23 protein-coding genes are annotated in these 23,917 nt (G+C 63.3%); 10 read left to right on the forward strand and 13 right to left on the reverse strand.

Annotated elements, in window-relative coordinates:
- Positions 1-38: 38 nt before the first annotated feature.
- The gene (locus tag I6F16_RS04300) at positions 39-1,343 is read right to left on the reverse strand and encodes an ABC transporter substrate-binding protein (protein ID WP_225173457.1); all 1,305 of its coding nucleotides are present in this window, start codon (positions 1,341-1,343) and stop codon (positions 39-41) included.
- Positions 1,344-2,024: 681 nt separating this feature from the next.
- On the opposite strand from I6F16_RS04300, the gene I6F16_RS04305 reads away from it, so the two are divergent.
- Both I6F16_RS04305 and I6F16_RS04310 read left to right on the forward strand, forming a co-directional pair.
- A complete protein-coding gene (locus I6F16_RS04305; protein WP_036013408.1) occupies positions 2,025-2,225 on the forward strand; it encodes a hypothetical protein in 201 nt (66 codons plus the stop codon).
- 26 nt (positions 2,226-2,251) lie between these two features.
- Complete coding sequence (locus I6F16_RS04310; RefSeq protein ID WP_036013407.1) at positions 2,252-2,494, forward strand: ClpX C4-type zinc finger protein; 243 nt, start codon at positions 2,252-2,254, stop codon at positions 2,492-2,494.
- Positions 2,495-3,031: 537 nt separating this feature from the next.
- Here I6F16_RS04310 and I6F16_RS04315 read toward each other — a convergent pair.
- From I6F16_RS04315 to I6F16_RS04340, 6 genes are all read right to left on the reverse strand, one after another.
- A complete protein-coding gene (locus I6F16_RS04315; RefSeq protein WP_225125912.1) occupies positions 3,032-3,244 on the reverse strand; it encodes a hypothetical protein in 213 nt (70 codons plus the stop codon).
- 207 nt (positions 3,245-3,451) lie between these two features.
- On the reverse strand, positions 3,452-4,159 hold the full coding sequence (locus I6F16_RS04320; protein WP_225125913.1) for a hypothetical protein: 708 nt from the start codon (positions 4,157-4,159) through the stop codon (positions 3,452-3,454).
- Positions 4,156-4,593, reverse strand: coding sequence for a thioesterase family protein (locus I6F16_RS04325; RefSeq protein ID WP_225173458.1), 438 nt, complete (start codon positions 4,591-4,593; stop codon positions 4,156-4,158). The genes I6F16_RS04320 and I6F16_RS04325 overlap by 4 nt, the downstream gene beginning before the upstream one ends.
- Positions 4,593-5,501: a fumarylacetoacetate hydrolase family protein gene (locus I6F16_RS04330; protein WP_225173459.1), complete on the reverse strand. Its 909-nt coding sequence runs from the start codon at positions 5,499-5,501 to the stop codon at positions 4,593-4,595. Before I6F16_RS04330 ends, I6F16_RS04325 begins: the two co-directional genes overlap by 1 nt.
- Positions 5,502-5,546: 45 nt before the next feature.
- Positions 5,547-6,653: a cupin domain-containing protein gene (locus tag I6F16_RS04335; RefSeq protein ID WP_225173460.1), complete on the reverse strand. Its 1,107-nt coding sequence runs from the start codon at positions 6,651-6,653 to the stop codon at positions 5,547-5,549.
- 53 nt (positions 6,654-6,706) lie between these two features.
- On the reverse strand, positions 6,707-7,729 hold the full coding sequence (locus I6F16_RS04340) for a carbon-nitrogen hydrolase family protein (RefSeq protein WP_225112755.1): 1,023 nt from the start codon (positions 7,727-7,729) through the stop codon (positions 6,707-6,709).
- 127 nt (positions 7,730-7,856) lie between these two features.
- On the opposite strand from I6F16_RS04340, the gene I6F16_RS04345 reads away from it, so the two are divergent.
- The 4 genes from I6F16_RS04345 to I6F16_RS04360 all read left to right on the forward strand — a co-directional run bounded on the left by I6F16_RS04345 (position 7,857) and on the right by I6F16_RS04360 (position 12,711).
- Positions 7,857-10,016 (forward strand): indolepyruvate ferredoxin oxidoreductase subunit alpha, encoded by a 2,160-nt coding sequence (locus I6F16_RS04345; RefSeq protein WP_225112754.1) that lies wholly within the window; start codon positions 7,857-7,859, stop codon positions 10,014-10,016.
- Positions 10,013-11,578, forward strand: a complete 1,566-nt coding sequence (locus I6F16_RS04350; RefSeq protein ID WP_225112753.1) for an indolepyruvate oxidoreductase subunit beta family protein — start codon at positions 10,013-10,015, stop codon at positions 11,576-11,578. The genes I6F16_RS04345 and I6F16_RS04350 overlap by 4 nt, the downstream gene beginning before the upstream one ends.
- Positions 11,579-11,734: 156 nt before the next feature.
- A complete protein-coding gene (locus I6F16_RS04355) occupies positions 11,735-12,229 on the forward strand; it encodes a MarR family transcriptional regulator (protein ID WP_036023818.1) in 495 nt (164 codons plus the stop codon).
- Positions 12,229-12,711, forward strand: a complete 483-nt coding sequence (locus I6F16_RS04360) for a MarR family winged helix-turn-helix transcriptional regulator (protein ID WP_225112752.1) — start codon at positions 12,229-12,231, stop codon at positions 12,709-12,711. The genes I6F16_RS04355 and I6F16_RS04360 overlap by 1 nt, the downstream gene beginning before the upstream one ends.
- A gap of 10 nt (positions 12,712-12,721) precedes the next feature.
- Here I6F16_RS04360 and I6F16_RS04365 read toward each other — a convergent pair whose 3' ends face one another.
- The 6 genes from I6F16_RS04365 to I6F16_RS04390 all read right to left on the reverse strand — a co-directional run bounded on the left by I6F16_RS04365 (position 12,722) and on the right by I6F16_RS04390 (position 19,259).
- Positions 12,722-13,450 carry an SDR family oxidoreductase gene (locus tag I6F16_RS04365; RefSeq protein ID WP_225112751.1) on the reverse strand — a complete coding sequence of 243 codons (729 nt, stop codon included), beginning with the start codon at positions 13,448-13,450 and terminating at the stop codon, positions 12,722-12,724.
- A gap of 32 nt (positions 13,451-13,482) precedes the next feature.
- The gene (locus I6F16_RS04370) at positions 13,483-15,099 is read right to left on the reverse strand and encodes an ATP-dependent acyl-CoA ligase (RefSeq protein ID WP_225112750.1); all 1,617 of its coding nucleotides are present in this window, start codon (positions 15,097-15,099) and stop codon (positions 13,483-13,485) included.
- Positions 15,100-15,106: 7 nt separating this feature from the next.
- Positions 15,107-15,583 (reverse strand): aromatic-ring-hydroxylating dioxygenase subunit beta, encoded by a 477-nt coding sequence (locus tag I6F16_RS04375; protein ID WP_128262357.1) that lies wholly within the window; start codon positions 15,581-15,583, stop codon positions 15,107-15,109.
- On the reverse strand, positions 15,580-16,920 hold the full coding sequence (locus I6F16_RS04380; RefSeq protein WP_225173461.1) for a Rieske 2Fe-2S domain-containing protein: 1,341 nt from the start codon (positions 16,918-16,920) through the stop codon (positions 15,580-15,582). Before I6F16_RS04380 ends, I6F16_RS04375 begins: the two co-directional genes overlap by 4 nt.
- 17 nt (positions 16,921-16,937) lie before the next feature.
- On the reverse strand, positions 16,938-17,888 hold the full coding sequence (locus tag I6F16_RS04385) for a PDR/VanB family oxidoreductase (RefSeq protein ID WP_225112748.1): 951 nt from the start codon (positions 17,886-17,888) through the stop codon (positions 16,938-16,940).
- A gap of 426 nt (positions 17,889-18,314) precedes the next feature.
- On the reverse strand, positions 18,315-19,259 hold the full coding sequence (locus I6F16_RS04390; protein WP_225112747.1) for a LysR family transcriptional regulator: 945 nt from the start codon (positions 19,257-19,259) through the stop codon (positions 18,315-18,317).
- A 229-nt stretch (positions 19,260-19,488) separates the two neighbouring features.
- Between I6F16_RS04390 and I6F16_RS04395 the strand changes: the two genes are divergently transcribed.
- The 4 genes from I6F16_RS04395 (at position 19,489) to I6F16_RS04410 (ending at position 23,832) form a co-directional block, all read left to right on the forward strand.
- Positions 19,489-20,424 carry an MBL fold metallo-hydrolase gene (locus tag I6F16_RS04395; protein WP_225112811.1) on the forward strand — a complete coding sequence of 312 codons (936 nt, stop codon included), beginning with the start codon at positions 19,489-19,491 and terminating at the stop codon, positions 20,422-20,424.
- Positions 20,425-20,437: 13 nt separating this feature from the next.
- On the forward strand, positions 20,438-21,433 hold the full coding sequence (locus I6F16_RS04400) for an alpha/beta hydrolase (protein WP_225112746.1): 996 nt from the start codon (positions 20,438-20,440) through the stop codon (positions 21,431-21,433).
- Between the two features lie 196 nt (positions 21,434-21,629).
- Positions 21,630-22,880 (forward strand): ABC transporter substrate-binding protein, encoded by a 1,251-nt coding sequence (locus I6F16_RS04405; RefSeq protein WP_036013367.1) that lies wholly within the window; start codon positions 21,630-21,632, stop codon positions 22,878-22,880.
- A gap of 124 nt (positions 22,881-23,004) precedes the next feature.
- Positions 23,005-23,832, forward strand: coding sequence for an AraC family transcriptional regulator (locus tag I6F16_RS04410; protein WP_036013364.1), 828 nt, complete (start codon positions 23,005-23,007; stop codon positions 23,830-23,832).
- Positions 23,833-23,917: the final 85 nt, after the last annotated feature.

A 23,917-nucleotide genomic window follows, 5' to 3' on the forward strand; every position in this document is an offset into this window, starting at 1 on the left:
CGCGGCTCGGAGGACGGGATCAAAAGTCCAGCGTGCCCTTACTGAGCTTTGAAGATCGGCACGTCCATCTTGACGAAGTCCGGCTTGAGCGTCTTGAGCCACTCAACCGACCGTACGCCCGCCGGGTTGGTGATCATCTTCGGATCGAAGATCATCATGTTGTCGAGCAGCTTGAAGTCGTACCCCGGAACGGACTTGGTGACGCCGACCAGCTGAGCTTCGAGACCCTGGTTGTCCTCGGGCCGCAGCGTAATCGGACGGCCGAAGCCGGTGGCGAACTCGATGCCCGCCGTCGCGTCGACGACCTGTTCGCGCGTGGGCCATTTGCCGCTGTTGGACTTGATCGCCTTGTCGTAGGCGGTCTGCAGGGCCTTGAACGCCTGCGCCATGTGATAGACCGGGTAGATCGGCCAGGCACCGGTCTTCGCCTTGAAGGCTTCATTGAACGCCTTGAAGGCCGCGTCGTTCTTCTTCTCGGGATGCAGGAACCAGTGGTCTCCGCGTGCGCCGACGATCAGTCCTTCAGGCAGGTCTTTGCCCAACCGCTGGATCGATGATTCGCCGATCCCGAGCACGAAGGTCGACTGCTGCAACAGGCCGCGCTGACCGGCCTGGCGGACCAGCGTGTCGAGATCTCCACCCCAGGACGTGGTCAGGACCACATCCGGCCGCAGCGCCAACAGACGGGAAACCTCAGTGGAATAGTCCGGTGCGCCGAACTTCGGGAAGAGCTCCGCGACGACTTGCACGTCCGGCTTCATCGCCTTGAGCGCGGTCGAAAAGATCTCCCAGCTCTCCCGACCCCATGCATAATCCTGATTGACCACCGCGATCGTCTTGAAGTCGGGTTTGGTCTTGAGCAGGTAAAGGAGCACGGCCAGCATTTCCGGCGTGCCGTTCGCCTGAGTCCGGAAATTGTAGCGGTACTTCTTGGTTTCGAGGATGGAGGCCGCACCGCAGTCCCACATGAAATTCATGACTTTGAGGTCTTCGGCGACCGGCACCAACTGGGTGCAGCTGCCCGACGAGATCGAAGCAAACGTGGCATCGACCTTTTCGTCCTGCACAACGCGTCGGTAGTTCGAGACGAGCGCTTCGCCTCCCGCGCCTTCGTCGATGAAGGAGAGCTTGACCGGCACGCCGCCGATGCCGCCCTTCTTGTTGAGGTCCTCCGCGATCATCTCCGCCGCGGCCTTCGCCGGCACACCGAAGACTGACGCAGGGCCCGACAGGAACGTCGTGATGCCGATTTTGAGCTCCGACGGCTTGTTCTGCGCAAGCGAGGGGCCCGTAAAGCTCGCAACTATAAGCCCGGCCGCAACCGCAGCCTTGAGAAACTGCATCGAAAGTCCTCCCTGTTTTATTGTTGCGCCCGGTTTCAGCCGCCGTGCGCTTCTTCTTGCAACAACGCTACTATAATTGTCGCGTGTTGCCAGCCCTCTTCTGCCATTCACGAGCCGACGAATTCAGTTCGACGCCGCCCCCCATTTTGTCGGAAGCGCATCGATCGAAACGGACAAGGCCCCCAAAATGGTCGATGCCTTTAATTCCATGATGCGATAAAAGCTCCGGCCAGAGCCCGCTGCGGGCCATTCGTGCCTGCCGTTGCTCTGCGACATAGGCGCTCCCGTTCCAGCAACAAACACCGAACGCGCTTTGCGCTTTTGGCCCGTTGCTGACTTCCCCTTTTGACCGCGCACGGTCGGCTTCCAAGAGCTGAGCGGAACGCTGCCGTGGAGCTGCCGAGGGCAGCCTTGACCCAAAACGGAAGTCGCCCCTCTTGGCCTATTCAACGGCATAAGGGTTGAGCTTCGGAAGGCCCTGCTTCCACTTCACCCATTCTTCGGCGTCACGGAGGGACACGAAGTCCGCAACAGGAATGTCCTCGCGATCGGGGCGACGCTCACTGATCCGCTAGCCGCCCTCGACCAGACGCTCGATGATAAAGCTCTCGACAGGCAGATCAAGGTTGGTCATTTCTAACTGTATCAATCTGTCGGCTCTAGCGGAAGCGTAGAGTGTTCATGAACGAAAATCTTGACATGGCCGAGCGGTGTGCTGAAATTTCCCAGACCACGAGCGACACGACACTTCGCTCGATATTTGGCAGGATGTCAGAACTGTATCGTCAGTTGCACGCGGAAGAGGAAAAACTTGCTGACTGGAAGAGCAAGCAAGACCCTTCGTCAACATTAGATTTCATTTTCAAGAAGCCGCGAGATTAAGATCACGGCAAGCCGCGAACCTTTGGATGATCGAACTCGACTGGAAGGATCAGAGGATGACGGCCTCGGACTTAATTTGCTCCTTTTGTGGAAAGGAGCCGAGAGAAGTTGTTTCCGTGGTCAACGCCGTATCCGTGAGCGTACAAGGTCAGCAGACCGCCGGTGCTATTTGCAATGAATGCGTTGAGCTTTGTGTACAGGTCATCGGTTTGCAAAAGCCGGAGTGGCTTGAGCGACATCGCCAGTTCGTCGCTACGCTAGGAAAGTGATAGGCGACTCACCTGTTGGCCCTTAGCGGGCTGCCGCAGCATGGGGCGCCACGGCAACTTTTGACCCGTTGCAGACATTCGGTGTCGCCGGTTACAACAGCTTCGTGTTTAGCGTGTGAGCGTCGCTATGAACCAAAAGGTCGCGGAAGGTACCTGGTATTACGACGGCAATGTTCCGCGGCGCATTGCCGTTTATAGAAAAGAAGCACGTCTCGCGTCGTCGAGATTTAAGCGCGACACTGACGAAGAGCCGTCGACAGATGAGACCCGACCGATACCGGAAACGAAGGACGGGTTCTTGTACTATTGTCTGCTCACTAACTCGGGGGAACACCTCTCCCTGGCTGAGGCTAAAGCCTGGGCGGACGCCCAGCCGTGGGGTCCCGTCAAATGGGAGTAACTGCAGTTTACCACGTCCGTTGTTGGCCCATCGCTTTCGTTAGGCGTAGCGAGGAGTTGTCCGGAAACGGGGGTAGACTGGAAGCGCCCGACCACTGGGCAAATCGGCGGCTTTTGACCCGAGGCAGACGTTAGCGGTCAGTCTTTCATGCCATCCACACCTGGATGATCTTTGTTAATTTCGTCGTGAAGCATGGTGTCCATCCGAGCGATGATATCGCCGACCGATCTCCTCAATTTCAGAAACTCATCTGCTGGAGAGGCTTCTTTGGCGAGCATGAGCGCCAGCGATAATTCCTCAATTGCCCGCTCTACGTGCTGTTTCAATTGTGCAGCCGATTTCGCGTCCATAGAACCATCTCGCAGGAAGGGGCCTGCCTTGCAAACGGCAGCATACCCGCTTTTGGACCAAAACTCCTTTCAAATCGCTGGAGCGCTACTCTTCCGTTAATGGCCCATCGCGACATACTGCGCCGCCGCACGAACTCGGTCGCTATAGGAGCAAAGCAGACATGGCTTTTGGCCGCATCACGCCGCCGGATTTTATCGGTACACCGCCTAGGGCCTCGCCCCCACCACTCTGGTCAGCATCGGAAAATGCCTGTTGCCGCCTGCGAATGGCGGGAATTTCGCGAAGTCGGCACGCATGTGCTTGATCACGTCGGAGCCGAGTGCGTGCGCGAGGGCTTGCGGGCTGTCGAACACCAGCTTGTTGCGCTGCATATGCTCGACGCGCTGCGACGGCAGCCGGTCGACCCAGTCGATGCGGGTGTAGATCTCGATCTGGCGGACGTTCGGGAAGGTCCGCATGATCGACGGGTGGTGCTCCAGATAATGCAGGTTCCAGGCGTTCATATCCTCGGCCGGGCCGGGATAGTGCACGAGGTAACTGCAGGGGGTCGTCGTTCCCGCCGGATGCTCTGCGACATCGACCGGAAACGGGCGCGTCAGCATCACCTGGTGTGTGATAGCGAGTCCGGTGAGGCCGGAGAGACCGGCCCCTGTTGCGAGGCCGGCAAGGACGCCGCCGCGGTCCATCGCCGCCTCGCAGGCGAACAGGTCGGGAAACCGGAGTTGCAGCGCAAAGGCGGGGCCGGCGCCGTCGGCCTTGTAGGGATGGTCGACCGACTGTTCGAGCGGCGTGAACAGCAGGGCCTCGGTCATGCCGGGGATCGATCCGACGAGCTCCGCCACAGTGGCAACCTCATCAGGACGAACTCGCCGTTCGCCTGTGGAATCGGAGAATGCCATGAACAGCGAGATCATGCGGGCATAGCCTCGGTCCCCTCGCCCGCGCTCACATGCGTTATCAGTGCGAAGCGAATGTCATCGGGCCATGGGATCGCATGGTGATCGATCAGCGAGGTCGCAGCAAGGATCTGCCGCGCGCGCCAGCGCGGGCCATTCGCGCCGGAGATGATATGCTCGAGATGGAGAGATGACCCACCGACCCTGATGATGCGCAGGTTGAACGTCAGGAGATCGCCGAACATCGAGGGCCGGGAAAAATCGCAATCAAGGTGCACCGTGGGCGTTCCGATCTTCCGGACCGTGATCAGCTCCGGCCATGGAAAACCGATTCCAGCCCAGAAATCTTCGACGACGCCGTTGAGGATGTTCAAATAGGACGGGAAGTACGCGATCCCCGAGGGATCGCAGTCTCCGAACCTGAGCACGCGATCGAACGAGAAATTCGTCATCAGATCGCAACGACGGGGTGGCGGATGACTCCGACGCCGTCGACGCCGGCCTCGACCACGTCGCCCGGCCAAAGCCATTCCTGCGGCCTCATGCCGGCGCCGACGCCTTCAGGCGTACCCGTGGCGATGATGTCGCCCGGCTCGAGCGTCATGCCCGACGAAATGTCCGATATCAGCACCGGGATGTCGAAGATCATGTATTTGGTGTTGGAGTCCTGCTTCATGACCCCGTTCTTGGTCAGCCACAGCCGCAGATCGTGTGGATCAGCAATCTCTTCCGCGGTCACGATGCAGGGGCCGAACGGCGCATAAGTGTCCATGCCCTTGGAGAAAATCCACTGTCCGGCGCGGCGATTGTCGCGCGCGGAAATGTCGATCATCACCGAATAGCCGAAGACGTGGTCCATCGCCTTGTCGGCCGCGATGCGCGTTGCGGTCTTGCCGATGATGACGGCGAGCTCGACCTCCCAGTCGAGCTGCTGCGTCATCTTTGCATTGTGCTGGATCGCCGCGCCCGGGCCGATCACGGCGGTCGGCGGCTTGGAGAAGACGACCGGCTGCTTCGGCAGGTCCTTGTCCGTATCCAGGCTCTTGGCGGATTCCGCCACATGCGCCCGGTAGTTCAGCCCGATGCCGAAGATGTTCTTGCGCGGCCGCGGGATCGGCGCCAGCAGCTTGACATCCTCGACCGCAACCGCCGAGCCGGCCGGGAAACGGCCGCTGGCGTCCGCCAGAGCATCCCCGAGCGCAGGCAGCAGGGTCACGCTGTTGTCGATGAACGACAGCATGTCACTCGGCCATGTCACGCCGCTGGACGCACCAAGGTGCTCGACATCGACAACCAGCCCATTGACCAGGGCTCCAAGACGGGCACCGCTGGAGCCCAAGGTGTAGGTGACGAGACGCATGAAAGCTTCTATCCGGCTGTGCTGGTTGAATTCTGCAAGGGCCTATCAGGCGGAAACCGACTGGTAACCGCCATTGTCGCCATAGGCCTCTTCCCGATAGAGCCCGAGGCCTTCGATGACGGGCAGGTCGTTGAAGCAGAACAGGCAGGCATCCTCGCTCGCAGAGGCGTTGCCGTGCTCGTGCCAGGCCCAGGAGGGAACGCAGAAGATGTCGCGCTCTTCCCATTCGAGCCGCTTGCCGCCGATGATCGAATAGCCGCGTCCCTTGGCCACCTGGTAGATGAAGCTGCCGGTGTGCCGGTGCGACTTGGTCTTCTCGCCGGGGCGCAGCAGCTGCATGCTCGCACCGATCGTCTGCATCACGTGCCCGCCGGTGACCGGGTTGACGTAGTTCATGAGGATGCCGTCATAGGGCGAGCCATCGGTCGCGGCCGCATATTCCTGCAAGGACTCGTAGGTCGGCTCCCACTCATATTTGAACATCGGCGAATAACCCTTCGACCAGCGCGAATCCGCCGGCCGAAGACCGGGATTGCCCCAGGTCCGGGTCATGTCGTCCACGGGATAGCCGGACGGCTCCTGCTGGATCTTGGGATGCACGACGAAGAAATTGGCTTCCAGCGCGTTGACGAGCGGGATGTCCAAGCCGTCCTGCCAGATGCAGACCGAGCCGTCGCCTTCGACGCCATGCTCATGCCAGGTGCCGTTCGGCGTCAGCACGAAATCCCGCGCGCCCAGCGTCATCTTGTGGCCGTCGACGATGGTGTAGGCGCCCGCGCCCTCCATGATGAAGCGCAGCGCCGAGGCCGAGTGGGCATGGGCCGTGGCGACCTCGCCGGGATGCATCACCTGCAATCCGGAATAGAGCCAGCCGACCGCGGCCGACACGTCGCGCCGCCCGGGATTGTTGAGATAGATCACGCGCCGGCCGGCTTTCTCGGGCGAGACCAGCTCGACCGAGCGCAGCACGTGCTCGCGCAGATCCTTGTAGCGCCAGAGCACGGGAACCGAGGCCGATTGCGGCGCCCACGGCTCGATCTTGTTGGCGACGGTCCAGAGCGCTCCGGCTTCGTACCTTTCGAGATCCTTGTAATAGGCCTCGAGCTCGGGGGTGTCCTCGACATTGGCCCGGCCGATCACGTTCTCGCGCATCCTATCCTCCAAGTCCTGTCTTATGATCCCGCACCCTCAAGCGAACCGGCCCGTCATTCCGATCGACCTGGAATCGACGAGAAGCCCGCCTGCTCTTGGCCGGCGACGGCTTCCGCCTCTGTCAGACCGAGCGGCGTCTGCGGACGACGGTTGACCCGCAGATCGAAAATGTCGAACCGGTTATAGTGCCCGACGATGTCGTGCATCTGCTTCGGCTGGATGCAGCGCTCGAGATCGATGTCGGCATAGACGATGCCTTCGTCGTCGATCAAGGGATCGCCGACCACGCGCCCGTCCGGCCCGATGATACCGGAGAATGCGCTCGACTTCCGTTGCAGACGTGCGCGAGCGTCGGGAACGACGGTCTCCATCGCCGCGATGATCTCCTCCGATACGGTCGAGCAGGAGACGATCGTGAAGATCTTGCCTTCGAAGGAGTGGGCAATCGCGCGCAATTTGATCGCCTCCGCCATGTCATAGTCGGGGGGCGCGACGGGAAGCGAGATGTAGCTGGCGACGTGCACGAGCTCGCCCTGCCCGAGCAGCGCAAAGCGCGCGAGCGTGTTGGTGTTCTCGCCGCAGGCCAGGCCTCCGAGACGCCCGATCTCGGTATCATAGACGCGCAGGCTCGACCCGTCACCGCCGGTCCAGGTCAGCTTCTCTGCCCAGGTCGGCACCAGCTTGCGATGCTTGCCGAGCAAGGCGCCGTCAGGACCGATGAAAACCAGCGTATTGTAGATCGCGCCGAGCGAGACCGGGCTGCGCTCGTTCACGCCGAGCACGACGTGGCATCCCGTATCGCGCGCGGCCTTGCGGACGATTTCGACCTCCGGCCCCGACACCAGCACCGACGCCTTGGCGAGCTTCTCGAACCACGCACCACCCGTGACGGGATCGGTGATCCAGTTCCAATAGGGATATCCGGGAACGAACACTTCGGGGAACGCGACGAGCTTCGCCCCGTTGGCTGCGGCCTCACGGACCAGTGAAGCCGCCTTCTCCGCGGTCGCGCTTGCGTTGAGATAGACTGGTGAAGCCTGGACGGCGGCAGCTTTAAAGCGAGGCAGCTTCAGCATCGGCCCTACCCTGTCGCTGGCTCATGACCGCCTTGTCGGAGAGAGCATCCGCAAGCGTGATAGCATGGCGCGGCGTTGACTTACTTCACATGTAAACGTATGCTATCGCATATTTCTGGAGGGTGCAATGGCTGAACGGTCTTTTGCTCGCGAGGTCGAGGATCTCAGGCTCGGCGATGGCGACACGTTCCGCGGCGAAGGCATCCTCGCCATCACCAAGGCGCTGCTGCAATCGGGGGTCGCCTATGTCGGCGGCTATCAGGGCTCGCCGATCTCACACCTGATGGACGTGCTGGCCGACGCCAAGGACGTGCTCGACGATCTCGGCGTCGTATTCCAGAGCTCGGCCAACGAAGCCGCCGCCGCGGCGATGCTGTCGGCATCGGTGATGTATCCCCTGCGCGGCGCGGTCGCGTGGAAGTCGACCGTCGGGACCAACGTCGCCTCCGACGCTCTTGCCAACCTCGCCTCGGGCGGTGTCACCGGCGGCACCATGGTCATTGTCGGCGAGGACTATGGCGAAGGCTCCTCCATCATGCAGGAGCGTACCCACGCCTTCGCGATGAAGTCGCAGATGTGGCTGCTCGATCCTCGCCCAGAGCATGAATGCATCGTCAATCTGATCGAGAAAGGCTTCGAGCTCTCCGAGTTCTCCAACACGCCGGTCATGCTGGAGGTGCGCGTGCGCGCCTGCCACATGCACGGCAGCTTCGCCTGCAAGGACAATGTCAGGCCGGCGCACACCATCAAGGACGCGCTCAACAATCCCAAGCGTGACGTCAACCGCATCGTGCTGCCGCCGGCGGCCTATGAGCACGAGCAGGAGAAGATCAAGACGCGGATGCCCGCGGCCATCGGATTCATTCGGGACAACAAGCTGAATGAGTGGATGGGGCCGAAGCAGGGCAAGGTCGGCATCATCATGCAGGGCGGCATGTACAACAACGTCATCCGCGCGCTGCAATATCTCGGGCTGTCGGATGCCTATGGCAACACGCAGATCCCGCTCTACATCATGAACGTCACCTACCCCGTGATCGACACCGAGGTCGCTGAATTCTGCATCGATAAGGAGGCCATTCTCATCGTCGAGGAAGGCCAGCCGGAATATCTGGAGCAGGCGATCAATACGGTCTTGCGCCGCAAGGACATCCAGGCGCGCGTCCATGGCAAGGACGTGCTGCCGATGGGCGGCGACTACACCGCTCAGGTGCTGCTCGGCGGCGTCAGGGAATTCCTGGAGAAGACCGAGCCGCGGCTGCTGGGCAACCGGCCGCCGGCGCCGGACGCAGCGCCCGTGCTCAATCACCCCGCGGTCGAGAAGCTCAAGCAGGTGGTGCCGGCGCGCCCGCCCGGGCTTTGCACCGGCTGCCCGGAACGGCCGATCTTCGCCGCCATGAAGCTGGTCGAGGAAGAGCTCGGCCAGCACCACGTCTCCGCAGACATCGGCTGCCATCTGTTCTCGATCCTGCCGCCCTTCAACATCGGCGCGACCACGATGGGCTTCGGCCTCGGCCCGGCCTCGACCTCGGCCTTCAACGTCAAGGCGGACAAGCGGTCGATCGCGGTGATGGGCGACGGCGGCTTCTGGCACAACGGACTGACCAGCGGCATCGGCAATGCCGTGTTCAACAAGCATGACGGCGTGTTCGTCATCGTCGACAATTACTACACTTCTGCCACGGGCGGTCAGGACATCCTGTCCTCGCGCGCGGTCAACAAGCGCCGCAAGACAAACAATTCGATCGTGCAGGCGGTGAAGGGCATCGGCGGCCAGTGGGTGCGCCAGCTCGACCGCACCTACGACGTCGGCAAGATGCGCGACACGCTGAAGGAAGCGCTGACGACGAAAGAGGAAGGCCCGAAGGTCATCGTCGCTTCCTCCGAATGCATGCTGAACAAGCAGCGGCGCGTGAAGCCGCAGATCAACAAGGCGATCAAGGACGGGACGCGCATCGTCAAGGAGCGCTTTGGCGTCGACGAAGACGTCTGCACCGGCGACCATGCCTGCATCCGCCTCTCCGGCTGCCCGTCACTGTCGGTGAAGCAGCTCGATGACCCCTTGCGCGACGATCCGGTCGCGGCGATCGACAATTCCTGCGTCGGCTGCGGCAATTGCGGCGAGGTCTCCGAGGCCGCCGTGCTCTGCCCCTCGTTCTATCGAGCCGACGTCATCCACAATCCGACTCGCTGGGACATGTTCAAATCCAGGGTCGCCATGAGCGTGATCGGCTGGCTGCAGCGTCGGCGCGACCGCCGTCGGCCGGCGCTCGAGGCACTGGCATGAGGGACGAGACGGTCCGGCTGGCCCTCCCCGCCGCAGGCGAAGCGACGGAGCGGCCGATCTCGATCGCGATTGTCGCGATGGGCGGCCAGGGCGGCGGCGTCCTGACCGACTGGATCGTTCAGCTCGCCGAGAACCATGGCTGGGTCGCGCAGTCCACCTCCGTGCCCGGCGTCGCCCAGCGCACCGGCGCCACCATCTACTATATCGAGGCGATGCCGCCGCTCGACGGCCGCAAGCCGATCCTGTCACTGATGCCCACCCCGGGCGACGTCGACGTGGTGATGGCGGCCGAATTCATGGAGGCCGGGCGATCGATCCTGCGCGGCCTCGTGACGCCGGATCGCACCACGTTGATCGCGTCCAACCACCGGTCGTTCGCGATCGGCGAGAAGATCGCGCCGGGCAACGGCATTGCCGACGGCGGCGCCGTGACCGGCGCCATCGGAATTGCGGCGAAGACCGAGATCATCTTCGATCTGAACGCGCTGGCGATCGCGCATGGCAGCGTCATCTCGGCCGCGATGTTCGGCGCGCTCGCAGGCGCAGGCGTGCTGCCGTTCAGCCGCGACAGCTATCTCGACGTCATCCGCACCGGCGGCAAAGGCGCCAAGGCCAGCGTCGAGACGTTCGAGGCCGCCTTCGAGCGGGTCAAGACCGGCCCGACCGAAGTTGCGGCCCCCGCGCCAACCAAACCGGCCGACGATACCCCCTCTTCCGCGGCGCCCGATCCGCAGCTTGGCGAGCTCGTCGCAAGATTGAATGGGGAGCTGCCCCAGCCTGCACTCGGCATGGGTCGTGCAGGCTTGCGGAAGGTCATCGACTTCCAGGACCTCGCCTATGGCGGCGAATATCTCGACATCCTCAAGAGGTTGCACGCAGCCGACCGAAACGCCGGCGGTGACGCACATGCCTATGCCTTCACGGAAGCCGCGGCAAAGTACCTCGCCAACGCCATGACCTATGACGACGTCATCCGCGTCGCCGACCTCAAGACGCGCGCCGGCCGCCGCGCGCGCATCGAGAGCGAACTCGAGATGTCGAACGGACAGGTACTTCAGACCACCGAGTTCATGCATCCCCGCATGGAGGAAGTGATGGGCATGCTGCCGGCAGGCTTCGGCCGCTGGCTCGGCGCGCGCCCGCGCCTGCTCGGCTGGCTCGATCGCCGCGTCAACCGGGGACGTCGGGTGCGAACCTACTCGCTGCCCTGGTTCCTGGCCCTCTATGTCGTCGGCGGGATGCGCGGCCTGCGCCGCCGCTCGCTGCGTCACGCCATCGAGACGGCGCACCGGGATTCATGGCTCAAGGCCGCGACCGAGGCGGTCGGCACCAATTACCAGCTCGGTGTCGAGATCCTGCAATGCCGACGCCTCGTCAAAGGCTATTCAGACACCCACAGCCGGGGGCTGTCGAAATTCGACAGGACGCTCGCGGCGATCAAGCTGGTGGAGCGCCGCGAGGATGCCGCCGACTGGGCGCGCCGCCTGCGCGAGGCCGCGCTGAAGGACAGCGCCGGAACGGCGCTCGACGGCGTGATCCAGACCATAAAGACTTTCGCATGATTCCACGGGCGCCGGACGCAGGATTGGATTGCCGTTCGCTCCGCAGGAGGTCAGGATCAGACCGCTTGACTACGATTCTCAGGTTGTTAATCGGAGCGAACGACCCGCGGTAATTCCCTTCACTCGACGAGACATTCTGTACTCGATGGTCATGCGATGCCGGCAGCACTCAAGGAGAACGTTGTTCCCGTCCCTGGGCAGATCGAAACCCGGCTCTGGCTCCAATTGCTGTCGCTGCATGGTGAGCTGTTCGCCTCGCTCAATTCGATGCTGAGTTCGGAGTTCGGCCTGTCGCTGGCAAAATTCGACGTGCTGGCCCAGCTCGATCGTTACCAGGAGGGCCTCGCGCTCGGGCAATTGTCGCAAAATCTGAAGGTGACCGGCGGCAATGTCTCGGGGCTGGTGCAACGTCTTCTCGCCGACGACCTCATCAGCAGGGAGATGTCGAGCGAGGACCGGCGGTCCTTCATCGTGCGCCTGACGCCGAAAGGCGAAGCGCTGTTCCGGCAGGCCGCCGAAATCCACAAGAAGCATCTCGCCAGACGGCTCGAGAACGTCCCGGCCCGGGAGCTGGACACCGCGCTGTCCGTGCTGAAATCGCTTTCCTCGAAACTTCATACCGAGAGCAAGAAGCAAAGTCGCAAGAGATAATGGCCAGAGAATCCAAGAGCAGATGGAAGTCGGGTCCGCCGAGGACGAGGGACCAGCTGCAAACCTATATTCCGTATCTCTTCAACCGGCTCGCCAATCGCTGGAACCTGGATCAGAACCGCGATTTGAGCGAGCACGGCATCAACAATGTCGTGTTCCGGACGCTGTCGGTGCTGTTCATCTACAAGACTCTCACCGTCAACGAGGTCGCCGTCCTCGCGGTGACCGAGCAGTCGACGGCGAGCCGCATGGTCGAGTCCATGGTGTCGTCGGGCCTCGTCAAGCGCGAGATCGCCGAGGAGGACCAGCGCCGCCGCGTCGTCGGCCTGACGCCGGAAGGCGAAGCGCTGCTGCGCAAGATCTGGCCGATCATGGCGAGCAATTACGACAAGCTGGTCGAGGGCATCGAGCCCGACGACATCGAGGTCTGCGCGCGCGTGCTGGCCAAGATGGTCGAGAATATCCGCCAGAACCAGATCTAGAGCGCGCGCGTCAAGGACCGAGCCCAACGAGGCTGGTACCGCCGCAGACATAGAGCACCTGGCCGGTGACGAAATCGGAGTGCTCGTCGAGGAAGAACGAGATTGCGTGCGCGACGTCCTCGCGCGAGCCGAGCCGCCCGACCGGAACGTTGCGCGCCATCCGCTCCTGCTGCTCGGAGCCCTTCGGGATGATACCCCAGAAATTATCGGTCAGGATCGGTCCCGGCGCGACGACATTCACGGTGATGCCGCTCGCGGCAAGCTCCAGCGCCCAGGTCCTTGCCATGCCGTGCACGCCGGCCTTGGTGGCCGAATAGGCCGAGCGCGTCACTGCCCCCATCGCGGCGCGCGAAGAGACGAACACGATGCGCCCGAAGCGGCGCGCACGCATCCCTTCCAGCGCCGCCTGGGTCAGGAGCATCGGCGCGCCCAGATGCAACTGCGCCAGCATCAATATGTCTTCCGGCCTGGCGTCGGGCAGCAGGTTCGGCAGGATGACCCCGGCATTGTGGACCAGGCTGTCGACGGCGTGATCCCGGCAGATCTCCTGTGCGATCGCACGCGTCGCTTCGATATTGGTGAGGTCGGCGCGATAGGCCGCGAGCAGATCATGTGTCCAGCCGGGCTGCTCCAGCCCGACCGAGACCACGCGCTGCCCGCGCGCGACGAGCTTCTTCGCCAGGGCCTCGCCGATCCCCGAATTGCCGCCGGTGATGAGGGTGGTGCGGATCTCGCTCATGATCAGACCTTCTTTGATCAGACCTTCTTTGATCAGACTTGCCGCTTCTTGAGGGCACGCAGATCGAAGAACGCGCCCTCGCCCATCAGCTTCCCGACGAAATCCTTCAACCCGCCGCGCTGGATCTTCTCGGTCGCGGTCAGCGGCAGGCTGTCGGCGAAGCAGATCCAGCCCGGCGCCTTGTAATAGGCCATCTGCTCAAGGCTCCAGCGTACGATCTCTTCGGCGAGCGCGCGGTCCGCGCCGGCCTTCTCAGTGATGATGACCGCCGCAACCTCGTCGCCGCGCACCTGGTCCGGCGTCGCCGCAACCGCGGCTTGCCGGATCGCGGGATGCCGGTTGAGGACGGATTCGACCTCGACCGCTGCAATGTTCTCGCCGGAGCGACGGATCACGTTCTTCTTGCGATCGACGAAGTGCAGGTCGCCGTCCGCATCGCGCGACACGATATCGCCAGTGTGCAGCCAGCCGCCGGCCCACGCCTCGATGGTGGCAGCCTCGTTCTTGAGATATTCGCGGAAGAAGCCGTAGCGCGGATCAGCGCCGGCGCGCCGCACCAACAGCTCGCCGGGCACATCGAGGGGGGCATCATTGCCGCTGTCATCGACGATCCGAACCTCGATCTCGGGGGCCGGGCGGCCAAAACAGCTGGTGCCGACCTTGCGCGGCTCGACATTGGCGGCGATGACGCCGCCGCTGCCGGTCTCGGTCATGGCCCAGGCCTCCAGCAGCGGAAAGCCGAAGCGCTGCTCGAACGTCGCATGCAACAGCTTGTCGACGCCGGCGCCGAAGCCGAAGCGTACGCTGTGCGCGCGGTCCAGCTCCGATGGCGGCGCGCTCATCAGCATCGAGGGCATCACGCCGAGATAATGCAGGCAGGTGGCACGGCTGTCGCGCACCGAGGCCCACCAGCTGCGCGGGTGGAAGCGATCGAGCATGGTCAGGCAGCCGCCGACCGACAGCATCGCCATCAGAGACACCGCCATCGCGTTCATGTGGAACAGCGGCAGCGGCGTGATCATCCGCTCGCCGTTTGGCTTGAGGTCGATCAGCCCGCCGACGTCCCGATACCAGTTTCCGCAATGCAGGAAATAGGTGTTGGTGAGCACGCAGCCTTTGGGCTGGCCCGTCGTCCCCGATGTATAGAGCAGCGCGCATTCGCTCCCCTCGCTAGCTGAGGTCGAGGACCGCGCACCGCCGAAGGGAGCGGGAACGTCGTCCTGATCGTCCACGACAGGGATTGGCCGGCCGGCCTGACGCGCGGCCAGCTCCACCTCCTCGCGCCGTTCGGTGAGGACGAACGCAGCATTCATCTCGGAATGCCCGATGATGTATTCGAGCTCGCTGAGACGGAGGTCCGGATTGATCGGCACCACCGAGACGCCGAGCGCATTGAGCGCGAACCACAGTTCGATGAAGACGGGCCTGTTCTGGAGCAGCAGCCCGACCCGGTGGCCATCGCCGTAGCCGCGGCTCGCAAACGCTACGCGACGGCGCTCGACCCGGTCGAGCATCGCGCGGTAGGAAATCTCGCCCGCCGCGATGCCGTAGATGCCTGCGGTCTCCGGCAGCACGTTGAGGAAACCCGCCTCGCCGCGGCGGAGCGCGGTCTCTTGAAAACGGGCATGGACAGTGGTCGCAGCGGTCAAGGCAGTCTCACATGAAAAGCTGGATGTTGCCGAACGGCGCATCGAAATTGACGAGATCGACGCGCTTGAGCTTGATTTTCAGGGCATCGCCGACCTGCACGAGCTCGTGCGAGGCCCATCCCGAATAGCGCTCCAGCATATCGCCGCGCGTCTCGGTGTAGATGTAGGAGGTCCGGGCCTTGAACATTCCGGCAGCAGGATCGCACGCGACGATCCGCGGTGCCTGGAGCAGATGATGGCAACGGCTCTTCGGCTTCTGGCTGAAGGTGCGCTCGCCGGCGAGCCGCTCGACCCGCACCTTCAGGAGCAGCAGATCCTCGTACATCAGGGACGGCTGCAGCACCGGATCCTGCTGCTGCCATTCCAGCGGCATCCAATAACGCCCTTCGGGGTGAAACAGATCGAGCCAGGCCTGCCACTCCATGGTGTCGAGCAGCTCCGCCTCGCGATAGATGAAGTCCGTGATGGTCTTCTCGCCGATCATTCCGCAGCCTCGATGCGCTTGTCCATGTCCATGGTGATGAATTTCGCCCAGGCGTGAAACTGGTTGCGCATCTGCCGCTCGGACGTGCCGTTGATCACCGCCGTGACGTCCTGCTCTTCATGGCCGTCGTAGAGCCGTCGCAGATTGACCCATCGATTGCCGTTGGACTTCAGTCCTTCCTGCGCCCGCTCGTACATTTCGAGGTCGTCGTGGCCGACGATCGAGGTCGGCGCGTTGATGAAGCGGTTGTACATCAATGCGCGCTCGTAGAGCTTGTCGGGCGCGCCGACCAGGCGATAGACCCAGCTCTCGACCAGCGTCTTGTCGACCGCGATCGGGATGAAATTGCGCAGGATCTGGACAGCGCCCTTCACCATGATGTTCGGGAAGTAGACGGTGTTGTGCCTGACCTCGCCAAGGATCTCATGCGCGCGCTGCTCGCCATAGGCTGCGACCATCTGGTCGAGATAGCCCGGGATATCAGAGTAGTTCGAATGGATGGAGTTGGCGACGCCGGTGTGGCCGTGGCCGTTCGGCCAGATCCGGATGCCGCTCTGCTCGTAGAACTCGTACGGGCTCATGAAGGGACCGTAGAGCTGTACCGCCATCGGTGTTTCCGTGGAATCGCCCTGCTCGCGCTTCCAGACCTTGACCGCGGTGCCGGCCGAGCTCTCATGCGCCACCATCGGATGGCAGGTGTCGGTCTGGTTCTCGACCAGCATCTTCCAATTGCACGTGTGCATGTAGCGGATCGGCGTCGCCTGGACTGCGAGCTTCCCCTCCGGCGATCGGTCGACCATGTTGTCGATGGTCGAAAGACTTTCGCCGAAATAATCCTCGAAGGAGACGCCTGAAACGCTCAGGCGAGCGAAGATGAAATCGCGGTAGATGACGACGTTCCTGACCTTCGACAACCCCTCATTCGCCTGAGTGTCGCCGAAGCCGGTGCCCTCGTAGCCCTTCTTCAGCGGGATCGCGAGCAGCGAGCCGTCGGTCTTGAAAGACCATGCGTGATAAGGGCAGCGGAAGAACTTTCCGGTGTTGCCGCAGGGTTCGGACGCGATCTTCACGCCTTTGTGTGGGCAGCGATTGTAGAACACATGGATGGAGCCGTCGGTATGGCGGCTGGCCATGACCGGCTGCCGGCCGATATTGGCGGTGATGAAATCGCCGGGTTTTGCAAGTTGACTGGCGTGGCCGACATAGACCCAGCTGTTGGGAAACAGATGCTCCATCTCGAGATCGAAGATCTCGGGGTCGACATAGACGTCGCGATGCACCTCGGCCTCGCGCACCAGCGCCGCAATCGCGTGGGCATTCCCGCCGTATCTTTTCATGGCGTCCCTCGTCTCCCCTAGAGATCCAGCACCAGTCGTTCCGACTTCGCGCGTGACACGCAGATCTGCATGACCTTGTTGGACGCCCTCTCCTCGTCGCTGAGGATGACGTCGCGATGATCGGGGAGTCCCGCGATCACGCCGCACTGGCAGATGCCGCAATCGCCGCGCCGGCAGTCGTAGAGCACGTCGAAACCAGCCGCCTCCAGCGCCTCGATGATGGTCTGCCCGGCAGCAACGCCGACAACCTGCCCGGTCGACTTGATCTCGACCTCGAACGGCTGGTCAGGCGATGACGGCTGCTCGGACTTGAAGAGCTCGTAATGAACGCGATCGGTTGACACGCCGGCGGCGGCCGCAGCGGCCTTCACCGCGTCGATCATGCCCGAAGGGCCACAGACATAGACGTGGGCGTTTGCTGCGGCATCGCCGAGCGCCGCGGCAATGTCGAGGCGGGATTCATCGCTGTCGTAGTGGACGGACAGCCCTCCGGCGCAGATCTCCTGCAATTGCGGCAGGAACGCCAGCAATCCTTGCGTGCGCCCGGCATAGTGCAGGCGATATGAGCTTCCCCGCGCCGCCAGTTCCGCCGCCATCGACAGAACGGGCGTGATGCCGATGCCGCCGGCGAACAGCAGCGCCGGCGCTGCTCCCTCGTGCAGGCGAAAATTGTTGACCGGCGCGCTCGCTTTCACGATGTCGCCGACCTTGAGCGCGTGCATGAACTGCGAGCCGCCGCTCGAAGCCTCCTCGCGCAGGACACCAAGCGCCAGCGCATCTTCAGGAAGTCCCGGCAACGCCATCAGCGAGTACGGCCGGTCTCCGCCATTCGGGAGCGCGACGCGGAGATGCGCGCCTGCCTGCCATTGCGGCACGACGCCGTCCTCCACACCAAACACAAGGCTCCGTATGAACGGCGTCTCCGCGACATACGACCTGACCTTGAGCTTGAGCGGATGCACGTCCATTCAGGCATCTCACGGATTATATGAATTTGCATATTTTTAGACATGTAATAATTCGCTGTCAATCGTCAGCGTGGGGGGTAGGTCTGGATGTGCAATCAATGGATTGCCAGCTGGCTTCTCGGGCGATCGCCCGCCGGCAACGTCAGTGGCCAGCCGGGGGCTCGCTACCGGCTTGCCGCCGGTCGTCAGGCCCGGCGCATCATGCGCTCTCCTGCGCTCGGCATCGAGCAAGGATACAAGGGGCGAAAGCCGGCGGTAATGGCGATCCGGTGATACTTCGAGGCACCTGCCCATCTCGGCACGCAGCTCAGGAAGGCGGCAGGCGGCATACCGGACGCAACGAATGCAAGCTGGCCGACTTCATTCCAGAAATCAGAACTTACAACCTGACAGCGCCGCTCCTCCCCACGTGAGGGCACGTCGCGATCAAGCGGCAGCCGCCTGGTATAGGCACTCGCGAAGCCAGGCGTGGCCTTTGTCCTCCTGATTGCGCGGATGCCACAGCGCGACGATGCGAGCGGGCGGCAGATCGAGCGGCGGTGGCGTGAGATCGAGCTCGTGGGCGAAGCGGATCAGGAAGCGCCGCGGAAGGGTGCAGATGCAGTCGCTGTGCGCAAGGATGACCGGCGCCAGCGCATAGGTCTGAATCGAGACGGCGACGCGCCGGGAGCGGCCGAGCACCGCCAGCGCGTCGTCGACCAGGCCCGAGAAACCGCCGCCATCGGCGGAGATCAGCAGATGGTCGAGCGCGCAAAAGCTGTCGAGATCGAGCGGACCGATGCCGCGGGGATGACCCTTGCGCTGTGCGGACAGGAAGCCGTCTTCGAACAGCGGCCGCTGCATCAGCTCGCCATGTGCGCGGTCGGCGCCCGTCACCAGGATGTCGATCTCTCCCCTTTCGAGCTGATCCACGACATCGCGCGCGGGGTGAACGAGGGCGAGCCGCGCCCGCCCAGCCATCGCGGTCAAGCGCGCGACCAGGCCGGGCGCCAGCGTCACGGCCGGATTCTCGTGGATGGCAACGACGAAGGTACGCTGGCTCTTGGCGGGGTCGAACTCAGCCGGCCCCTCCACCATGCGACGAAGCTTGCCGAGCACGTCCGCAAGCGCCGTCTGCAGCTCCACCGCCCTCGTCGTCGGCACGACGCCGCGCCCGCTCGCCGCGGGCACGAACAGCGGATCGGCAAAGATCTGCCGCAACCGGTTCAGCCGCGCCGAGAGCGCAGGCTGCCCGATATTGAGCCGGGAGGCCGCGCGCGTCACGTTCCGCTCGCGCAGGAGAGCCTCCAGAGCCAGCAACAGACCGAGGTCGATCTCGGCGAGATCGTTATCATCGGCCGGCCGACCCCGGCCGTGTTCCGCATCCTGCATCGGTGGCACCTCCGTCTGGGGCATGTCGCGACCGCGACGAGCCGCGATACGAGGGTTAGGGCCAAAACGGCGGCGTGAAAAGCTGGGCCAGCGTCCTTTCCGATATCGACAATGTCGATGGGACCTATCGAGCCCGCGACTCTCCCCAAGGCCTGGCGCGCTTCGTACCTCACCGTCACCGCGGCCCGGGCAACCAGCCCTACGCCGCGGTCCAGTGGAGGACATCTTGATGATTCACGCGGCCAAGACCTATCAGGTCGGCGAAGCATCCGTCACGCGGATCGACGAGTTGCGGCTTGCCGCATTCAAGTTCGACGCGCTCTATCCGGGAGGCGAGCCAGAGGCGCTGGAGCGCAATCGCGACGAGTTGGAAGCGGGCTCGTTCGATGCTGCGACCGGCACCTTCATCCAGAGCATTCACAGCTGGCTGGTCAGGACACCGCACCACACGATCCTGATCGACACGGCCACCGGCAACGACAAGAACCGGCCGGAGATTCCGCCGCTTCACCGGCTCAACGAACCGTTCCTGGCGCGGCTGGCCGCAGCGGGCGTCACGCCGGAGCAGGTCGACTACGTGCTGCTCACCCACGTGCACGCGGATCACGTCGGCTGGAACACCCGTCTCGTCGACGGACGCTGGGTCCCGACCTTCCCGAATGCGACCTACGTCTTCTCCGCGATCGAGCAGGCCTATGGCGAGAGCCTCGCGACGGGCACAGAGCCGACCGGAACGGCCCGCCCTGCCCCGTCCCTCGGCCCCGCGCTGCGCAAGCCGGCCGACCATGTCTATGACGACAGCGTCCGGCCGGTGATCGAGGCCGGACTTGCCAGACTCATCGCAGTGGACGGGAGCGAGGCCATCGAGGGCATCTCGTTCGTCCCGACGCCCGGCCACAGCGTCGATCACGCCTCCATCCGCCTCGTCTCGCGTGGAGAGGAGGCGCTGTTCGCCGGAGACGTGATGCACCATCCGCTCCAGGTCTATGAGCCTTCGCTCAATTCCTGCTTCTGCGAATTCCCGGAAGCCGCGTTGCGCTCGCGCGCCTTCGTGCTGGAGGGCGCTGCCGAGCGGGGCTCAACCATCTTCACCACCCATTTCGCACAGTCATCGGTCGGCCGCGTCAGCCGCACCGGAGGACGCTTCACCTGGCAATTCGTCTGAACGGAGAACGATCATGAACCAGCACGCCAGCGCGCGCGTCGACAGGCCCAAGATCGTGGTCGAGGATCTCATGATCCCGAGCGACACGGCGGGAATTTCGCTTCACTTGCGCAACAAGCGCCCCGCGGCGCTCGAGACCTTCTCCGCCGAGCGAACCATCCTGATGATGCACGGCGCGACCTATTCATCGGGAAGCCTTTTCGATACGCCGCTCGGTGGCCTCTCGTTCATGGATCATCTCGCCGGCCATGGCTACGACGTCTTCGCGCTCGACGTGCGCGGCTATGGCCAATCGACCCGCCCGTCCGAGATGGACGCGCCGCCGGAGCAGTCCGCACCGCTCGTGCGCACCGAAGCCGGCGTGCGTGACCTCGCCAGCGCCGTCGCACACATCCTGAAGCAGCGCAGGATCGCGCGCCTCAATCTGGTTGCCATGTCCTGGGGCGGCTCGGTGGCCGGCGCTTACACTGCAGGCCACAACGACAAGGTCGTCAAGCTCGCGCTGGTCGCGCCGCTTTGGGTGCTGCAGGGCCCAGCTCCGATCGATGCAGGCGGGCGCCTCGGCGGCTATCGCAACGTTCGCGTGCTGGACTTCAGGACGCGCTGGCTCTCGGCTGCGCCGGAAGCGGCACGATCGAGCTTGATCCCGGCGGGCGGCTTCGAGCTCTGGGCCAATATATCCCTCGCAACCGACCCGCTAGGTTGCGCGCAAACGCCTGCCGTCATGCGTGCAGTCAACGGCCCGATCCTGGACATCCGCGAATACTGGGCCGCGGGCAAGAGGCTCTATGACGCCGCCGACATTCGCGTGCCCGTGCTCCTGGTCCACGCGGAATGGGACCAGGACGTTCCTATCGTCTCGGCGCAGAACTTCTTCCTTTCGTTGAAGCATGCGCCATACCGGCGATGGGTCGAGATTGGCGAAGGCACGCACATGGTTCTGCTGGAGAAAAACCGTCTGCAGGCGTTCGATGCGATCAACCAGTTTCTCGGCGAAGATTACAGCTAGCGCGGCGTCCTGCTGCACCGCGAAAATCACTCGCGCCGCAACATTCAAAAATGAGACTGCCAGTCAAGCCGAACGAGGCCGCGATGGGTGCAGCGCATCCGACTTCGGTTAGCTTTCCTCCAAAGCCGCGGGCTTCGAGAGCCACGGGCACCATACGGTTCGTCGCGGCAACAAGCGATGACACAGGGAGGAGCACATGTCGAAATGCAGCATCGGACTGCTCGCGTTGAGCAGCCTGTTTCTTTCGGGCGCGGCGATCGCCCAGGAAAAGATCAAGGTGGGCGTGACCGCAACGCTCGAGGGCACCTACACGGTGCTCGGCGAGGACGGCATGCGCGGCCACCAGACCGCGCTTAACGTGCTCGGCAAGAAGGTCGGCGACAAGGAACTCGAATTCATCGTCGCTTCGACCGATGCAACGCCGGACTCCGCCGTGCGCGCCGTGCGCAAGCTGATCGAGCAGGACAAGGTGCAGATCCTGCTGTCGCCGCTCTCCGGCGACGAAGGCATCGCGGTCAAGAATTTTGCCAAGAGCCATCCCGGGCTGACGTTCATCAATGCCGCATCCGGTGCGCAGGAAACGACCTATGTCGACCCGGCACCGAACTTCTTCCGCTACAACATGGACGGCGCGCAGTGGCAGATCGGCCTCGGCAAATACGCCTATGAAGAGAAGAAGTATCGCAAGATCGCGACCGTCGGCGAGGACTATTCCTTCATCTATACCCAGGTGTTCGGGCTGGTGCTCGAGTTCTGCGGCATGGGCGGACAGGTCACCAACCGGCAATGGGTGCCGCTGGGAACGAAGGACTTCGCCTCCGTCATCGCTGCCCTGCCCGACGACGTCGATGCCATCTATCTCGGGCTTGGCGGCGCCGACGCCGTCAACTTCCTCAACCAGTATCAGCAGGCCGGCGGCAAGGCGCATCTGATGGGCGGTTCCATCATGATCGACCAGACCATCCTGTCGTCGAAGGGCAACGCCAAGAACGCGCTGATCGGAACCATCGCGGCGAGCGGACAGGCCGACACCTGGGAGGATCCGGGCTGGCAGAAATTCGTGAAGGCCTATCAAGACGCCTTCCCGCCCAACAAGCGCTTCCCGAGCCCGTCGCTGCTCGCCACCAACTACTATAATTCAACCATGGCGCTGATCCTCGCACTGCGTCAGGTCAACGGCGATCTCTCCAACAACCAGGCCAAGTACAAGGAAGCACTGGCAAAGATCGAGCTCGACGCACCGAACGGCAAGATCAAGCTCGACTCCAACCGCCAGGCGATCGGCACCAACTTCGTCACCGAAGTCGTCGACGACGGCAAGGGCGCGCTGTTCAGCAAGGTCGTGAAGGTGATCCCGAACGTGAACCAGACGCTCGGCTACGACCCGGCCGTGTTCTCCAAGATCGGGCTGCCGAGCCGCACCGTGCCGGAATGTAAGAAGTACTGACGCATCACGTCAGGCAGACGCAACCGGGGAGCGACTCGCTGACGCGGTCGCTCTCCGCTCTTGCAATCTCGGCGGTGTTGTTGAAGGCTGGCCGAAAAGACAAGAACATTCGGGAGGGGAAGGCATGAGCCGTGCGCTCGCCGTCTTCCATGGCCGCTTCGGCCGGGCGACGGTTTATCAGTTGAACCGGCCTTTCAATATCCACGCCCATCGCGAAGGTCATCTGATCTTCCATGTCGGCGGCATGTCGGCATGCATCGATGTCTCCGACGGGCATTACGATCTCACCGAGACGTCGGTCGTCGCCGTCAATCCCTGGGAACCGCACAACTTCCTGCCGACCGATCTTGAGGGCGGCGCCATCTTCTTCGTGCTCTACGTCAACGCCGAATGGTTTGCGCCGGATGCCTCCGGCTCCGACCGGTTGCGCTTCGGCCGCACCCAGTTCAAGCGCACGCCAGCACTCGACAAGCACATCAGGCGGACCGCCGCGCTCGTGTGCGGCGCACCATCGCTCTCCAGTCTCGATTCCGAGCTGAGGCGGCTGATCGACATCTGCTACGACGAAAGCTGGCAGCAGGCCGAGATCGCGCGCGATCCGCGCGCAGGCGGCGCCGTCACCGACTTTCGCGTCCGCAAGTGCATCAAGATGATGTCGGAGAGCCCCGGCGCTGAAATCGAGCTCGACACCATCGCGCGCGAATCCGGCCTGTCGCGACCGCATTTCTACCGGCTGTTCCGCGTGCAGACCGGCGTCACGCCGAACCTCTATCTCAACACGCTGATCATGGAACAGGCGCTCGAAGCGCTGGTGGCGAGCGAGACACCGATCGCCGACATCGGCTTCGATCTCGGCTTCTCCTCACAGAGCGGTTTCACGCGCTTTTTTGCCGCCAATGTCGGGATGGCCCCGACCGATTATCGTCGCGCCGCCAAGGTTTTGCGCGCCTGAGCGCAGGCCACGAAAAGATACTCACGATCAAATGTCGCCCTCGCCGCTTGGCTAGGATGCCGGCAACGCGATCCCGGAAAAGAGG

It is taken from the genome of Bradyrhizobium sp. IC4060, from assembly GCF_020193715.1.
GTDB classification, from domain to species: Bacteria; Pseudomonadota; Alphaproteobacteria; order Rhizobiales; family Xanthobacteraceae; genus Bradyrhizobium; species Bradyrhizobium yuanmingense.

Excerpts from the sequence above, each read along its gene's own strand:
- I6F16_RS04360 (WP_225112752.1), top strand. The coding sequence starts at position 12,229 with ATGGCCAGAGAATCCAAGAGCAGATGGAAGTCGGGTCCGCCGAGGACG.
- I6F16_RS04345 (WP_225112754.1), top strand. The coding sequence starts at position 7,857 with ATGGCTGAACGGTCTTTTGCTCGCGAGGTCGAGGATCTCAGGCTCGGC.
- I6F16_RS04330 (WP_225173459.1), bottom strand. The coding sequence starts at position 5,501 with ATGCGTCTCGTCACCTACACCTTGGGCTCCAGCGGTGCCCGTCTTGGA.
- I6F16_RS04385 (WP_225112748.1), bottom strand. The coding sequence starts at position 17,888 with ATGGACGTGCATCCGCTCAAGCTCAAGGTCAGGTCGTATGTCGCGGAG.
- I6F16_RS04405 (WP_036013367.1), top strand. The coding sequence starts at position 21,630 with ATGTCGAAATGCAGCATCGGACTGCTCGCGTTGAGCAGCCTGTTTCTT.
- I6F16_RS04395 (WP_225112811.1), top strand. The coding sequence starts at position 19,489 with ATGATTCACGCGGCCAAGACCTATCAGGTCGGCGAAGCATCCGTCACG.
- I6F16_RS04380 (WP_225173461.1), bottom strand. The coding sequence starts at position 16,920 with ATGAAAAGATACGGCGGGAATGCCCACGCGATTGCGGCGCTGGTGCGC.
- I6F16_RS04350 (WP_225112753.1), top strand. The coding sequence starts at position 10,013 with ATGAGGGACGAGACGGTCCGGCTGGCCCTCCCCGCCGCAGGCGAAGCG.
- I6F16_RS04300 (WP_225173457.1), bottom strand. The coding sequence starts at position 1,343 with ATGCAGTTTCTCAAGGCTGCGGTTGCGGCCGGGCTTATAGTTGCGAGC.
- I6F16_RS04365 (WP_225112751.1), bottom strand. The coding sequence starts at position 13,450 with ATGAGCGAGATCCGCACCACCCTCATCACCGGCGGCAATTCGGGGATC.
- I6F16_RS04390 (WP_225112747.1), bottom strand. The coding sequence starts at position 19,259 with ATGCAGGATGCGGAACACGGCCGGGGTCGGCCGGCCGATGATAACGAT.
- I6F16_RS04315 (WP_225125912.1), bottom strand. The coding sequence starts at position 3,244 with ATGGACGCGAAATCGGCTGCACAATTGAAACAGCACGTAGAGCGGGCA.
- I6F16_RS04400 (WP_225112746.1), top strand. The coding sequence starts at position 20,438 with ATGAACCAGCACGCCAGCGCGCGCGTCGACAGGCCCAAGATCGTGGTC.
- I6F16_RS04305 (WP_036013408.1), top strand. The coding sequence starts at position 2,025 with ATGAACGAAAATCTTGACATGGCCGAGCGGTGTGCTGAAATTTCCCAG.
- I6F16_RS04325 (WP_225173458.1), bottom strand. The coding sequence starts at position 4,593 with ATGACGAATTTCTCGTTCGATCGCGTGCTCAGGTTCGGAGACTGCGAT.
- I6F16_RS04410 (WP_036013364.1), top strand. The coding sequence starts at position 23,005 with ATGAGCCGTGCGCTCGCCGTCTTCCATGGCCGCTTCGGCCGGGCGACG.
- I6F16_RS04335 (WP_225173460.1), bottom strand. The coding sequence starts at position 6,653 with ATGCGCGAGAACGTGATCGGCCGGGCCAATGTCGAGGACACCCCCGAG.
- I6F16_RS04355 (WP_036023818.1), top strand. The coding sequence starts at position 11,735 with ATGCCGGCAGCACTCAAGGAGAACGTTGTTCCCGTCCCTGGGCAGATC.
- I6F16_RS04340 (WP_225112755.1), bottom strand. The coding sequence starts at position 7,729 with ATGCTGAAGCTGCCTCGCTTTAAAGCTGCCGCCGTCCAGGCTTCACCA.
- I6F16_RS04320 (WP_225125913.1), bottom strand. The coding sequence starts at position 4,159 with ATGATCTCGCTGTTCATGGCATTCTCCGATTCCACAGGCGAACGGCGA.
- I6F16_RS04375 (WP_128262357.1), bottom strand. The coding sequence starts at position 15,583 with ATGATCGGCGAGAAGACCATCACGGACTTCATCTATCGCGAGGCGGAG.
- I6F16_RS04310 (WP_036013407.1), top strand. The coding sequence starts at position 2,252 with ATGATCGAACTCGACTGGAAGGATCAGAGGATGACGGCCTCGGACTTA.